Source organism: Rhodococcus sp. DK176 (assembly GCF_038447315.2).
In the GTDB taxonomy this organism is placed as follows: Bacteria; Actinomycetota; Actinomycetes; order Mycobacteriales; family Mycobacteriaceae; genus Rhodococcus_F; species Rhodococcus_F jostii_A.
In genome coordinates this window covers 6,659,897-6,673,638 of record NZ_CP118321.2, presented here as the reverse complement: position 1 = coordinate 6,673,638, position 13,742 = coordinate 6,659,897, and the positions used below count along the sequence as shown (strand labels likewise).

Annotated in this window: 12 protein-coding genes; 3 read left to right on the top strand and 9 right to left on the bottom strand. The window is 67.8% G+C overall.

Annotated features, from left to right (window positions below; translation table 11 throughout):
- Nucleotides 1-1,325 precede the first annotated feature (1,325 nt).
- From PSR88_RS31010 to PSR88_RS30985, 6 genes are read right to left on the bottom strand one after another with little or no spacing between them, the layout of a single operon-like run.
- Nucleotides 1,326-3,269 (bottom strand): acetoacetate--CoA ligase, encoded by a 1,944-nt coding sequence (locus tag PSR88_RS31010; RefSeq protein ID WP_029539477.1) that lies wholly within the window; start codon nt 3,267-3,269, stop codon nt 1,326-1,328.
- A 48-nt stretch (nt 3,270-3,317) separates the two neighbouring features.
- On the bottom strand, nt 3,318-4,163 hold the full coding sequence (locus PSR88_RS31005; protein ID WP_011598128.1) for an HpcH/HpaI aldolase/citrate lyase family protein: 846 nt from the start codon (nt 4,161-4,163) through the stop codon (nt 3,318-3,320).
- The gene (locus tag PSR88_RS31000) at nt 4,160-4,645 is read right to left on the bottom strand and encodes a MaoC family dehydratase (RefSeq protein WP_009479336.1); all 486 of its coding nucleotides are present in this window, start codon (nt 4,643-4,645) and stop codon (nt 4,160-4,162) included. The genes PSR88_RS31005 and PSR88_RS31000 overlap by 4 nt, the downstream gene beginning before the upstream one ends.
- A complete protein-coding gene (locus tag PSR88_RS30995; RefSeq protein WP_009479335.1) occupies nt 4,642-5,802 on the bottom strand; it encodes an acyl-CoA dehydrogenase family protein in 1,161 nt (386 codons plus the stop codon). The genes PSR88_RS31000 and PSR88_RS30995 overlap by 4 nt, the downstream gene beginning before the upstream one ends.
- Nucleotides 5,799-7,808, bottom strand: a complete 2,010-nt coding sequence (locus PSR88_RS30990) for an acetyl/propionyl/methylcrotonyl-CoA carboxylase subunit alpha (RefSeq protein WP_009479334.1) — start codon at nt 7,806-7,808, stop codon at nt 5,799-5,801. The genes PSR88_RS30995 and PSR88_RS30990 overlap by 4 nt, the downstream gene beginning before the upstream one ends.
- Nucleotides 7,809-7,822: 14 nt before the next feature.
- The gene (locus PSR88_RS30985; RefSeq protein WP_011598126.1) at nt 7,823-9,412 is read right to left on the bottom strand and encodes a carboxyl transferase domain-containing protein; all 1,590 of its coding nucleotides are present in this window, start codon (nt 9,410-9,412) and stop codon (nt 7,823-7,825) included.
- Between the two features lie 115 nt (nt 9,413-9,527).
- Here PSR88_RS30985 and PSR88_RS30980 point away from each other — a divergent pair, with 115 nt between their 5' ends.
- The gene (locus tag PSR88_RS30980) at nt 9,528-10,133 is read left to right on the top strand and encodes a TetR/AcrR family transcriptional regulator (protein ID WP_029539478.1); all 606 of its coding nucleotides are present in this window, start codon (nt 9,528-9,530) and stop codon (nt 10,131-10,133) included.
- A 107-nt stretch (nt 10,134-10,240) separates the two neighbouring features.
- On the opposite strand, the gene PSR88_RS30975 is transcribed toward PSR88_RS30980, so the two are convergent.
- From PSR88_RS30975 to PSR88_RS30965, 3 genes are all read right to left on the bottom strand, one after another.
- A complete protein-coding gene (locus PSR88_RS30975; RefSeq protein WP_009479331.1) occupies nt 10,241-10,510 on the bottom strand; it encodes a GlsB/YeaQ/YmgE family stress response membrane protein in 270 nt (89 codons plus the stop codon).
- A 148-nt stretch (nt 10,511-10,658) separates the two neighbouring features.
- Nucleotides 10,659-11,285: a response regulator gene (locus PSR88_RS30970; protein WP_009479330.1), complete on the bottom strand. Its 627-nt coding sequence runs from the start codon at nt 11,283-11,285 to the stop codon at nt 10,659-10,661.
- Nucleotides 11,282-12,484, bottom strand: coding sequence for a sensor histidine kinase (locus tag PSR88_RS30965; protein WP_016883262.1), 1,203 nt, complete (start codon nt 12,482-12,484; stop codon nt 11,282-11,284). Before PSR88_RS30965 ends, PSR88_RS30970 begins: the two co-directional genes overlap by 4 nt.
- 163 nt (nt 12,485-12,647) lie before the next feature.
- Between PSR88_RS30965 and PSR88_RS30960 the strand changes: the two genes are divergently transcribed.
- Both PSR88_RS30960 and PSR88_RS30955 read left to right on the top strand, forming a co-directional pair.
- Entirely contained in the window at nt 12,648-13,232 is a 585-nt protein-coding gene (locus PSR88_RS30960; protein ID WP_016883263.1) for a GlcG/HbpS family heme-binding protein, read from the top strand.
- A gap of 12 nt (nt 13,233-13,244) precedes the next feature.
- On the top strand, nt 13,245-13,742 hold the full coding sequence (locus PSR88_RS30955; protein WP_009479327.1) for an ankyrin repeat domain-containing protein: 498 nt from the start codon (nt 13,245-13,247) through the stop codon (nt 13,740-13,742).

Below are 13,742 nucleotides of genomic sequence, written 5' to 3'. Positions count from 1 at the left end.
CGCGTGTTGCGCGAACCAGATGCCACGCTGCGCAGCCGACAGCGGAAACGCTCCTTCCGGAGCACCGCTACTACCCGCTGCTTGTCCCGACCCCAAGGGTTACTCCGTTCTCGAACGCGTGGCGACTGCCGCCTGTGTCTTTGGTGATTCGTAGCTCTCGGTCGCACGGACTACGTCGTGGGCCGGTCTTCCGATGAACGCCATCACATGAACAAGCCTTGCCGGTTCGAAGCATCTCGCGGAGCGGTGACGTGCCGGGCATGGGACGCCCTGCGCTGATCGAAGAGTTCCGCCACACTCGGAGTCGATGTCAGACGATCGTCCGAAACCCGATTGCCTGCGACGCTGAACACTCCAAGGCCCTTACATCCCGAACTACTTGCGGTGAGCGGGTTCATACGTGGCTCCGTTCTCTCATCGATCCAACAAGCGGCCACCCAATCGGTGCTCGTCATCCTCCGAGTCGAGAGCCGAGTCTACGGCGCTGGTGGAGGAGCGAAACATCGTCGCGATCATTGCTTCGGCCTCCTCTCGCTCGGTGGTGACAATCTCGGTTCGTACGGTTCTGCGGTAGCGCCGGGAATTACATCGGTGTCGGATCCACTGCCGTTACCGGCGCCGGTGTGACGTACCCAACCCTCGATACTTCCAGAACCAGGCCTGAATTCGATCTTCGACGCGCACATATTCAACAGGCCGAACCACATTCCGGGCACTGTGTACAACCAGAATACGGATACCGTACCGAGAGTCGGAATTTCGCTAGGTGTACAACTGTCGTATCCAGTTTCATGTTCCACCTCCCGACTGTTATCCGCGCACGGTGCAGCCGATCTGACGACCGGCCGCGGCGTTGAACACTCACTGCCCCCCGTGACCGCAGTTTTTGCCAACCACCGTGTCTACCAAAGCCCCGCGCAGGTCTCAAAATGAAGAGCACCCGAAGTTGCACACCGGGAATAACCGACCAGGCCCGTCACGCATCCGCTTCGAACGGAAACTTGGACGTTCACGTGAGCACCCGGGCTCCGGAAGATCGGCCGCTGACCTGCCACGAGGACGCAGACACGCGCCCCCGGCGAAGGGAGGTGAACCGACGACACCACGGCTGCATCCCAGCATCTGGAACACCCTCCCGGTGCGCGGCACTCTCGATGTCCGATTAGTCGCGATCGCTGACGCGTGACCGATCGTAGGCTGACGGGAGATTTCTCACATTCGGCGGCGCGTCGACGTCGGGGAGCATGCTTCTACCAGCAAGTAACTAAAGTAAGACTAACCTAAACTTTGCCGCCCGACGACACTGACATCGAGGGACTCGCCGCTCACCGTCCGTGGCTCGCGAACCAATCGAGCAGACCGGGGTCGTCCACGGCGCTGCGGTCCACCGTGCGCCCCGCATCCGCTCCCTGGAAAATGCGCTTGAGGGGCACCTCGAGCTTCTTGCCGGTCCGGGTGTGCGGGATACCGGGCGCCTCGATGATGTCGTCGGGCACATGCCGCGGAGAGGCCTGCTCACGAATCGCGGCACGGATACGCTGCTTCAGCGCGTCGTCGAGTTCCGCCCCCTCCGACAGGACCACGAACAGCGGCATCCAGTATCCGCCGTCCGCCAGGTCGACACCGACGACAAGCGCTTCGGCGACCTCCGGGAGCTTCTCCACCACCTGGTAGATGTCGGCGCTACCCATCCGAATCCCGTTGCGATTCAAGGTGGAATCGGACCTCCCGTGCATCAGGACGGTCCCGCGATCGGTGATCGTGATCCAGTCGCCGTGCCGCCACACTCCGGGGAAGACATCGAAATATGCCTCGCGGTACCGCTTTCCGTCCGGATCGTTCCAGAACGACACCGGCATGGACGGCATCGGCGCCGTCACGACCAGTTCACCGACCTCCCCTCGCACCGGTTGCCCCGACTCGTCGAACGCGTCGACGGCGACACCCAGGCAGGGGGCGGACAGCTCCCCCGGCCAGACCGGTACGTTCCGGGCTCCCCCGACGAACGCCGACACCACGTCGGTCCCACCGGTGATCGACACGACGGGAACGCGGCGACCGACGTTCTCGGACAACCACAGTGACGACGCCGCCGGCAGCGTGGACCCGGTCACCCCCACCGCCCGGAGTGCGCTCAGATCGTGCTCGCGCACGGGGACCACACCCGCCTTGTCGCACGCGAGAACATAGCCGGGACTCGTGCCGACCACGGTCACACCCAGTCGTGACACCAAGGACCACAACGCATCCGGCGTCGGATAGGACGGACTTCCGTCGTAGGTGACGATGGTGGCCCCCACCAGCAGGCCCGCCGTCTGGAAGTTCCACATCATCCAACTGGGACTGGTGTACCAGAACAGGGTGTCGTCGCGGCGGATGTCGAGTTGGAGCGCGAGCGACTTCACGTGTTCGAGGAGGACGCCGCCGTGACCGTGCACGATGCCCTTCGGCAGGCCCGTGGTCCCCGAGGAGAACACCACCCACAGCGGGTGGTCGAACGGGACGGCGACGGACTCGAGTACGGCGTCCCGGCCGGTGGCATCCGCCCAGGTGAGGGTGCCGTCGACGGCACTGTCCGGATCGAGATGCGGCACGACCACGGTGAGGGCCGACGACGGCAATCCGCCGCGCAGGTCGGCGGCCGCGGCGAGCCGATCGTGTTCCTTGCCCCCGAACCGGTAGCCGTCCGCGGTGATCAACGCTTTCGGGTCCAGTTGACCCAGTCGATCGAGCGCGGCCGGCGCGGAGTAGTCCTGTCCGCACGCGGCCCACACGGCACCGAGCGACGCCGTGGCGAGGAACGCGACGACGGCCTCGGGAATGTTCGGGAGGTAGCCGACGACCCGGTCACCGACCCCGACTCCGTGCTCGCGGAGAGTCGCGGCGAGGCCCGCCACCGCGGACCGCAACTCGTCCCACCCGACGGAGACGTCGGTGGCGCCCTCACCCGCGTACAGGATCGCCGGTGTGCCGGGGCGGGCGTTCCGGAAGACGTGGTCGACGTAGTTGAGGGTCGCCCCGGGGAACCAGACGGCACCCGGCATCGCGTCGTCCGCGAGGGCCGGTCCGGGGTGGGTGGCGGACCGGAACTCGAAGTAGTCCCACACGTCCTGCCAGAACGCCGCCGGGTCGGCGATCGACCAGCGCCACAGCGCCCGGTAGTCGTCGACCCGGACGCTGTGACGCCGTGCGACGAACCGGGCGAAGTCGGTGACGACCGCGTCGCGCACGTCGGATTCGGTGGGCACCCATTGCGGATCGGCAGTCATGGGCACCATCTTCCCCGAGAGCGCGGCAGTTCCGCGCTCTTTCGCCGCCTACCGCGGGGACTCGGACGTGCTCTTCCCCTTCGAATCGACCTGGGAGCGGCGCAGGATCGCCTCGGCGTGACGCAGGACCGGCGCGTCCACCATCTTTCCCTCGAACGCGAAGACTCCCCGTTCGTCGGCGACGGCGGCGAGAACCCGCGTGGCCCAGTCGACGTCCTCGTCGGACGGCGCGTACGCCTCCCGGATCACCGCGATCTGGCTGGGATGGATGCCGACCTTGACGTCGAATCCGACGGCGACGGCGTCGACCGCCTCGGCACGCAACCCGTCGAGGTCCTTGATGTCGAGATAGACGGAATCCAGGGCGAGCCGGTGATACGCCTTGGCGGCCAGCAGTGTCGACGACCGCACGTGATCGGCGACGTCACGATAGCTGCCGTCCTCGCGGCGACTGGAGTTACCGCCCATCGCCGCCACGAGATCTTCGGCGCCCCACATCACGCCGATCGTGCTCGCCGCGAGCGCGATCTCGCTCACCGCGAGCGCACCGAGAGGCGACTCGACGAGGGCGATCACCTCACGCGGCGCCAACGACAGCACCTGGTCGGCGGACTCGCACTTGGCCAGCATCAGCCTCGTGTAGCGGGTGCCGTCGAGTGCCAGCAGATCGCGCTCGTGGTCCTCGGTTCCGACCGGATTGACCCGCACCACCGTGCGATCCGGATCCAGCGGGGTGTCGATCAGGGCGACCCGCGCCGCTTCCTTGTCCGCGGGCGCCACCCCGTCCTCGAGGTCGAGGATCACGACGTCGGCTGCCGCAGCCGCTTTCGCATACCGTTCGGGCCGGTCGGCCGGGCAGAACAACCAGGCGGGCCCGGGCAGTTCCCAGCTCACGACGGCCTCTTCTGGACGAGGGTCTTGCGGACCGCGATCGCCACCACGTCGCCGTTCTGGTTGCGGCCGGTGTGCTCGAGCGTGACGATGCCCTCGCCGGGCCTGCTCTTCGACTCACGCTTGTCCACGATCTTCGTCTCCGCGTAGAGCGTGTCGCCGTGGAACAGCGGCTTCGGGAAACTGATCTCCGAGAACCCCAGATTCGCGACGATCGTCCCCTGCGTCAGTTGTGCCACCGACAACCCGACCACGGTCGAGAGGGTGAACATCGAGTTGACGAGGCGCTCACCGAACTGGGTGTTCTCGCTGTACGCGGCGTCCAGGTGCAGTGCCTGCGTGTTCATCGTCTGCGTCGTGAAGAGGACGTTGTCGGCCTCCGTGACGGTCCGGCCGGGACGGTGCTCGTACACCGCTCCCAGCTCGAACTCCTCGAACCACAGGCCCCGCTGGACGATTCGCTTCGGTTCGGTCGTCGCGGTCACAGGCCCGCCTCCCGCGCGATCAGCATCAGCTGCACCTCGGTGGTGCCCTCGCCGATCTCCAGGATCTTGCTGTCACGGTAGTGCCGGGCCACGGTGTACTCGTTCATGAATCCGTAACCGCCGTGGATCTGGGTGGCGTCCCGGGCGTTGTCCATCGCGGCCTCGGAGGCGACGAGCTTGGCGATGGCGGCCTGCTTCTTGAACGGCTTGCCGGACAACATCCGGGCAGCGGCGTCGTAATAGGCGGTGCGCGCGGTGTGGGCGCGCGCCTCCATGCGGGCGATCTTGAAGGCGATGGCCTGGTTGTGGCCGATGGGCCGTCCGAACGCCTCGCGTTCCTTGGCGTACTTGACCGACTCGTCGACGCATCCCTGGGCGGCTCCGACGCTGAGCGCGGCGATGGCGATGCGGCCCTCGTCGAGGATCCGCAGGAAGTTCGCGTACCCGCGGCCACGCTCGCCGAGCAGATTCTCCTCGGGAACGCGCACGTCCGAGAACGTGAGCGGGTGGGTGTCGGAGGCGTTCCAGCCGACCTTGTTGTACGCCGGCTCGGCGGTGAAGCCCGGCGTCGACGTCGGCACGAGGATGGTGGAGATCTCCTTCTTGCCGTCCTTCGTACCGGTCACCGCGGTAACGGTGACGAGCTTGGTGATGTCGGTGCCGGAGTTGGTGATGAACTGCTTGTTGCCGTTGATGATCCACTCACCGCTGTCGAACTTCGCGGTGGTCTTCGTCCCGCCGGCATCGCTTCCGGCACCCGGCTCGGTGAGCCCGAACGCGGCCAGGCTCTTGCCGCTCGTCAGCTGCGGCAGCCACTCCTGCTTCTGCTCCTCGTTGCCGAACCGGTAGATCGGCATCGCACCCAGCGACACGCCGGCTTCCAGGGTGATCGCGACACTCTGGTCGACCTTGCCCAGTTCTTCGAGTGCCAGGCAGAGGGCGAAGTAGTCGCCGCCCATTCCGCCGTACTCCTCCGGGAACGGCAGGCCGAACAGGCCCATGTCGGCCATTCCCGCCACCACCTCGTACGGGAACGTGTGGTTGGCATCGTGTTCCGCCGCGACCGGTGCCACCACGTTCTTGGCGAAATCGGCGACGGTCTTCGCCAACTGCTGGTACTCGTCGGGAAGCTGGCCGGTGGCAAGGAATTCGGTCATGACGCGTCTTCTTTCGTGTCGGTGGTGTCGGTGTGCGGGGTGACTCGTGCGAGCAGCTGGTCGACCATCACCTGGTCACCGGGTGCGACGAGGATGTCGACGACGCCGTCGACGGGGGCGGTGAGCGAGTGCTCCATCTTCATCGCCTCGACCACGACGAGGCTCTGGCCTGCGGTGACGTGGGCGCCTGCCTCGGCGCCGACGGCGATGACGGATCCGGGCATGGGGCTGGTGATCTCGGCCTCGCCGGCGTGGACGTCGCCGGTGCGGACACTGAGTTCGCGGACCTCACGCAGCATCGTCGTGCCGTCGGAACCGGCGAGCCAGATGTGCCCGTCGGTCTGGGCGACGCGGTAGGTTTCGCGCCTGCCGTCGATCACCACGGACAGCGTCGTTCCGTCGAGCGCCGCCGTCAGGGACAGGGTGTCGCCGTCCTCCACCTGCGCGGTGGCCTCGGACGGACTGCCGGTGATGCGCACGTGGTCGGTGCGGGTGGCAGAGGACAACCGGATGCTGGTGGGCGCGGGAACCCCGACCCGCCAGCCGCTGGGAACGTCCCACGGATCGGCCTGTGCCCGCTCGGGCCAGCGCTGCAACCAGCGGAAAGCCGCAGCGGCGATCAGGGCGGCGTCGGTGGCCTCCGCGGCGACGAAGTCCTCGAGCCGTCGGTCGAGCAGACCGGTGTCGAGGTTGCCGGCCACCACGTCGGGATCGGCGAGCAGGAAGCGTGCGAACTCGATGTTGGTGACCACTCCCAGCACACCGGTGCCGGCCAGTGCCCGGTCCAGCTTGCGCAGCGCACCGGCGCGGTCGTCGGCGTGGGCGATGACCTTCGCCAGCATCGGGTCGTAGTCGCTGCCGACCACCGTGCCGGGCTGCAGCCCGGAGTCGACCCGGACACCGGGGCCGGCGGGTTCGACGACGTCGGCCACGAGTCCGCCGGTGGGGAGGAATCCGCGACTGGGGTCCTCGGCGTAGACGCGGGCTTCGATGGCGTGACCGGTGAGGGTGATGTCGTCCTGGGCGAAGCCGAGCGGCTCACCGGCGGCCACTCGCACCTGCCACTCGACGAGGTCCAGGCCCGTGACGAGTTCGGTGACCGGGTGCTCGACCTGCAGCCGGGTGTTCATCTCCATGAAGAAGAACTCGTCGGGCTTGTCGGCGGAGACGATGAACTCGACCGTTCCCGCTCCGGAGTAGTCGACGCTGCGCGCCGTGTTGCAGGCGGCCTCACCGATCCGGGCGCGCGTCGCCTCGTCCAGCAGCGGCGACGGAGCCTCCTCGATGACCTTCTGGTGGCGGCGCTGCAGACTGCATTCGCGCTCACCGAGGTGGACGACGTTCCCGTGCCCGTCCGCGAGGATCTGCACCTCGATGTGCCGGGGCCGCAGCACGAATCGCTCGAGGAACAGCGTGTCGTCGCCGAACGCCGACGCCGCCTCCCGCCGAGCGCTGCGCAGTGCCTCGGCGAGTGCGCCCGGCTCCTCCACCAGTCGCATGCCCTTGCCGCCGCCGCCTGCCGACGGCTTGACGAGGACGGGGTATCCGATGTCGCCTGCGGCCGCGATCAGTTCGTCGTCGGACAGGCCGGGACGGGCGATGCCGGGGACGACGGGCACGTCGAACTTCGCCACCGCGTTCTTGGCGGTGATCTTGTCGCCCATCACCTCGATCGCGTGAGCGGACGGGCCGAGGAACGCGATTCCCGCGTCCGCGCAGGCCCCGGCGAACTTGGAGTTCTCCGACAGGAACCCGTAACCGGGATGGATGGCCTGCGCGCCGGTTGCCTGCGCCGCCGCAATCACCTTCTCGATGACGAGGTAACTCTCCCGGGCCGCGGCCGGGCCGAGCAGCACCGCGGTGTCGGCCTCACGGACGTGCCGCGCGTCCCGGTCCGCCTCGCTGAACACGGCGACGGAACGGATTCCCATGGCCCGCAGGGTGCGGATCACACGCACCGCGATCTCGCCGCGGTTGGCTACCAGGACGGTATCTATCCGAGTCATTTCAGTCATTCCACTCACATCCGGAAAACGCCGTAGGAAACCGGCTCGACCGGTGCGTTCGCACACACCGAGAGCGCCAGTCCGAGAACAGTTCTGGTATCGGCGGGGTCGATGATGCCGTCGTCCCACAGCCTGGCCGTCGAGTAGTACGGATTACCCTGCGCCTCGTACTGCTCGCGGATCGGCGCCTTGAACGCCTCTTCGTCCTCGGCCGACCACGGGTTGCCCGCGCTGTCGAGTTGCTCGCTGCGCACCGTAGAGAGCACCGATGCCGCCTGCTCGCCGCCCATCACGGAGATCCGGGCGTTAGGCCACATCCACAGGAACCGCGGCGAGTACGCCCGCCCGCACATCGAGTAGTTGCCCGCACCGTAGGAGCCGCCGATCACGACGGTCAGCTTGGGAACCCGGGCGCATGCCACCGCGGTCACCATCTTGGCGCCGTGCTTGGCGATGCCGCCGGCCTCGTAGTCGCGACCCACCATGAAGCCTGCGATGTTCTGCAGGAACAGAAGCGGAATCTTGCGCTTGTCGCACAGTTCGATGAAATGCGCGCCCTTCATCGCGGACTCGGCGAACAGCACGCCGTTGTTGGCGACGATGCCGACCGGGTGGCCTTCGATGTGCGCGAAACCGGTGACCAGGGTCTTGCCGTACTCCGCCTTGAACTCCTGGAACTCGCTTCCGTCCACGATGCGGTCGATGACCGCGTGGACGTCGTACGGGGTGCGCGGGTCGGTGGGGACCACGTCGTAGAGGTCGGTCTGCGGCGCCGACGCGGGGACGGCGCTGATCACGTCCCACGGACGCTCGGCGCGCGGGCCGAGGGTCGCGACGATGTTCCGCACGATCCGCAGCGCGTCCTGGTCGTCCTCCGCGAGGTGGTCGGTGACGCCGGAGACCTTCGAGTGCAGGTCGCCGCCGCCGAGCTCCTCCGCTGTCACGACCTCACCGGTGGCGGCCTTCACCAGCGGCGGGCCACCCAGGAAGATGGTGCCCTGGTTGCGGACGATGACGGCCTCGTCGCTCATCGCGGGCACGTAGGCGCCGCCCGCGGTGCACGAGCCGAGGACCGCCGCGATCTGCGGGATGCCCTGCGCGCTCATCGTGGCCTGGTTGTAGAAGATGCGGCCGAAGTGCTCGCGGTCCGGGAACACCTCGTCCTGCCTGGGCAGGAACGCGCCGCCGGAGTCGACGAGGTAGATGCACGGTAGCTGGTTCTGCAGCGCGATCTCCTGCGCCCGCAGGTGCTTCTTCACCGTCATCGGGTAGTAGGTGCCGCCCTTGACGGTCGCGTCGTTGGCGACGATCACACATTCCCGGCCGGACACCCGGCCGATGCCGGCGATGACGCCCGCGCCGGGGCATTCGTCGTCGTACAGGCCGTTCGCCGCGAGCGGGGAGATCTCGAGGAACGGGCTTCCGGGGTCGAGCAGGGTGTCCACTCGATCGCGGGGCAGGAGCTTGCCTCGGCTGACGTGCCGCTCGCGCGACTTCTCGCTGCCGCCGAGTGCGGCCACGGCCAGCCTCGACTTCAGCTCGTCCACCAATTTCGTGTGCTCTGCCCGGTAGCCCTCCCGTGCAGTGGTTCCGCTCAGTGCCATCCTGCCGCCTTCTCGTCTTGACGCCCGTGCCGAGTGAGTTAATACTCGATAACTGAATCTAAGATAACTGTGATTAACTGAGTTGTCCAGACCGCATCCGAGAAAGAGCAAGGCGATGACCACAGACGTCGACGGCACCGAAGCGCCGATCACGCGCCGGGAACAGATGAAGGCGGATCGTCGCCGCCAACTGCTCGACGCCGCCGCCCGCCTCATCGCCGAACGGGGCTTCCTCGGCGTCCGCCTCGAGGACCTCGGTTCCGCGGCGGGAATCAGCGGCCCCGCCGTGTACCGGCACTTCCCCAACAAGGACGCCGTCCTCGTCGAACTGCTCGTCGGGATCAGCACGCGACTGCTCGAGGGCGGGTCGCTCGTCGTGGCGGAGGCCGCCTCCCCGGAAGCGGCCCTCGAGGGTCTGATCGACTTCCACCTGGACTTCGCGCTCGGCGAACCCGACCTCATTCGTATCCAGGACCGGGACCTGGAGAGCCTGCCCGCCGAGGCCCGCCGGGAGGTCCGGCAGACGCAGCGGCGCTACGTGGAGATCTGGGTGAAGGTGCTGCTGCAGGTGGACACGTCACTGGACGAGACGGATGCCCGCACCAAGGCACACGCCACGTTCGGGCTCATCAACTCGACCCCGCACAGCGCCGATCCCACGACCCCCTCGCGCACTCGGAAAGTACTGCGCGACATGACGCTTCTCTGCCTACGCCCGTGAGTACTTGTTAACGTCCGGCGGTTAATAAGTACTCACGGGCGGCGAAGCCGCAGAAGGGCCCCGCCCTGACCGGACGGGGCCCTTCTCGTGCCAGTGCGATGTGGCGCCTACACCCTGTTCTTGCTCGTCATCGAGGTGTATCCGAGGGTCAGCACGGCCGCTACGGCGATGCTGATGATCCACCGGATCCAGTCGATTCCGCCGGTGTCCCCCTTGTCGAGGAGCCCCTCCCACACCCAGTACCCGATCAGCGCACCGATGATGCCGAGGACGACGGTGATGATCCAACCCATCGCCTGCTTTCCCGGAATCACGAGACGCGCCAGAACGCCGATGACCGCACCGAAGATGATGGTGCCGATGATGTCCATGACCATGGCGCTTGTCCTCTCAACACGCAATTCATGGTGCGAGCGGAAGGTCACCGCTCATGTCGAACATAACCACGTGGACACCCGTTCGACAGGGCTTCGGCAAATCGTTGCCAAAAGGTTCATGCGGCGTACCGCTGTGAACCCCCTCGGTTCAGCGAATGCCCTGCCGTCGCAGGGCCACGGACACCGCCGCGGCGCGGGTGTCGACACCGAGTTTCGCGTAGATGTGGGCGAGATGGGTCTTGACCGTCGCCTCGCTGATGAAGAGGGCTTTGCCGAGTTCCTTGTTGGTCATGCCCTCGGCCAGCAGGGTCAGCAGTTCGGCCTCCCGCGGCGTGAGGGCCTCCTCGGGGCGCTGCATCTGCTGCAGTAGCCGCGACGCGACGGGCGGCGACAGCACACTCTGGCCGGCGGCCGCGCCGCGCACGGCCGCGAAGATCTCCTGGGGTGTCGAATCCTTCAGGAGGTATCCGATGGCACCGGCGTCGATGGCGCGCACCACGTCGGCATCCGTGTCGTAGGTCGTGAACACCAGCACCGGCAGGGCCCGATCGACCTGTCGGATGCGGCGAATGGCCTCGACCCCGTCGATACCGGCGCCCAGGGCGAGATCCATCGTCACGAGCTGCGGCCGGAAGGCGCTCACCGCGTCGACCGCCTCCTCCCCCGTGCCCGCCTCGGCGATCACCTCGATGTCCGGCTGCGAGTCGAGAAGCGCTCGCAGCCCGGCACGAACGACCACATGGTCGTCGACCAGCAGCACGGTCACTCTCGTCATGCCGCGGTTCCTCTCGCGCACGGTATCTGGGCGGCCACCACGGTGCCCTCGCCCGGTGCGCTCTCGACGGTGAACGTGCCGCCTAGTTGCTCGACGCGACTGCGCATCGCGCGCAGGCCGTATCCGCCTCGCGCCGAGGGAGATCCGGCGGGCGGGGGTTCGAAACCGGTGCCGTCGTCGAAGATGTCGAGCGCGACGGCGTCCGGAAGGTACGTCAACGTGACACCCACGGTCTCGGCGTGGGCGTGCCGGGCGATGTTGGACACCGCGCTCTGGGTGATCCGCAGCAGCGCATGCGTCACCTCCGCCGGAATCGCGATCGGAGTGCCCACGATCCGGAGCTCCGTCCGCGGGTGGTGGGTACGCGCGGCGGCGAGCAGTGCCGCGTCGAGTGGCTGGGATTCCAGATTGGGCGCCGCGAGATGGTGCACGAGACTGCGTGTTTCCGCCAGGTTCTCGCGCAACGTTCCGGTCGCCACGCGGACGTCCTCACGTGCCCGCTCCTCCGTCCGCGGATCTGCCCGCGCCCAGATCTGCTCGGCCGCCTCGAGCCGGAGCAGGCTGCTGGTCAGCCCCTGCGTCACGGTGTCGTGGATCTCGCGGGCCAGTCGTTCGCGTTCGGCGAGCACCCCCGCCTCCCGCTCGGTTTCCGCGAGCCGGGACCGGGTCTCCGCCACCTGGCGGAGCAGTCGCACCCGTTCCCGGCCGTCGCGCTCGATCTGGCTGTACGCCATGACGATCAGCGCCCCGGTGCACAGCGGTCCCACCAGCACGGCCCACTCGGTGCGGCCGGAGAAGGTGAAGAACGCCACCGAGGTGAGGACGGCGAGAACCCCGACGACCGGGTACGCGATCCGGCTCGGGTACGCCCGCGTGCACAGGAAGAACATGGGAAACGCGCACCAGGCGAAACTCGGCGCGAGCCAGACGAGCACCGCCCACGTCGTCAGGACCGGCCATACCCACGGTTCCCACACGCCTCCCCGCCGTGCGACAACGGCGGTGACCGTGTACAACGCGGCAAGCGCCGCGATCAACGCGACCACCACGATGAACCGTCCGCTCACTCCGTGGTAGGTCAGATATCGCGCCGTCGACGTCGCGAGGAGGACGTAGAACGACACATGGATGGCGGTAACGAGCGGGCCGCGCAGACCCGCGCCGTCCGGCCTGTCCACTCCGTCCACAGGTGTCGTCACGTCGAGTGATCCTACGGATGTGCCGTAGTTCGCGGATCCACCGTTCGGATGATCTGCCGGGACCGGACGGATGAGTTCGGGGGCGCCGTCGGCCCGATGCAGTCACCGGCACCGCCGGGCCAGGCTGGTCACGTCAGCTCGTCACTTCCCGAAAGGCCTTCCGATGCGCACCTTCCACCGCCTGCCCCGCGTTCTGGCGATCACAGTCCCGCTCGCCGCGATCGTCGCCACCTCGGCGTGCGGCACGTCCGCGTCCGACGAGGCGAGTCCGACGTCCACTCCGCTCGCGACCGCCGCCGCGCCTGCCCCGATCGACGGTGCGGACGGCGTGGTGAGCCAGAACCGTCTCGGTATCGGCACAGCGCAGGCCGCCGCGCAGGCGGCGCTCGCGAAGTGCCAGGCCGACGGGCTCGGCTTCGTCACCGTGTCGGTGGTCGATCGTGCCGGCAACGTGCACGCCATGTTGCGCGGGGACAATGCCGCTCAGCACACCGTGGAGGCGGCCCGCCAGAAGGCGTACACCGCTGCCGCGTTCGGCGCGAACACCAGCGATCTGAGCGAACGGGCCAAGGGCGACGGCGCGACGGTCGCCGACCTTCCCGGCACCTTGTTCCTCGCAGGCGGGGTGAGCGTGAAGTCGGCCGGCGGGTCGATCGCGGGTATCGGCGTCGGCGGCGCGCCCGACGGAATGCGGGATCAGGCGTGCGCGGCCGCCGGGCTCGACGCGATCGCCGGGACGCTCGGTTGAAGAGCAGCCCCCGTGTCGACGCCCGAACTGGAACACGCGCTGTTCGACGCCGTCGTCCGTGACGACGTCGCCGCCGCGCGGACGCTGATCGACGCCGGAGCGGACGTCGACGCGAAGAACGCCCGCGAGGACTCGGCGTTCCTGTACGCCGGCGCGGAGGGACTGAACGAGATTCTCGCGCTCACCCTCGACGCCGGCGCCGACGTCACCAGCATCAACCGGTTCGGCGGAACCGCGCTGATCCCGGCGGCCGAGCACGGCCACGTCGACACCGTGCGGATGCTGATCGAGGCCGGCGTGCCGATCAACCACGTCAACGAGCCGGGCTGGACGGCCCTGCTCGAGGCCGTGGTCTACGGCGACGGCTCCGAGCGGTATCAGGACGTCGTCCGCCTGCTGCTCGACGCGGGCGCCGATCCTTCCATCGAGGACGCGGACGGCCGCACGGCCCTGCAGCATGCCGAGCGGCGCGGGCAGGACGCCGTCGCGACGTTGCTGCGGACCAGATGA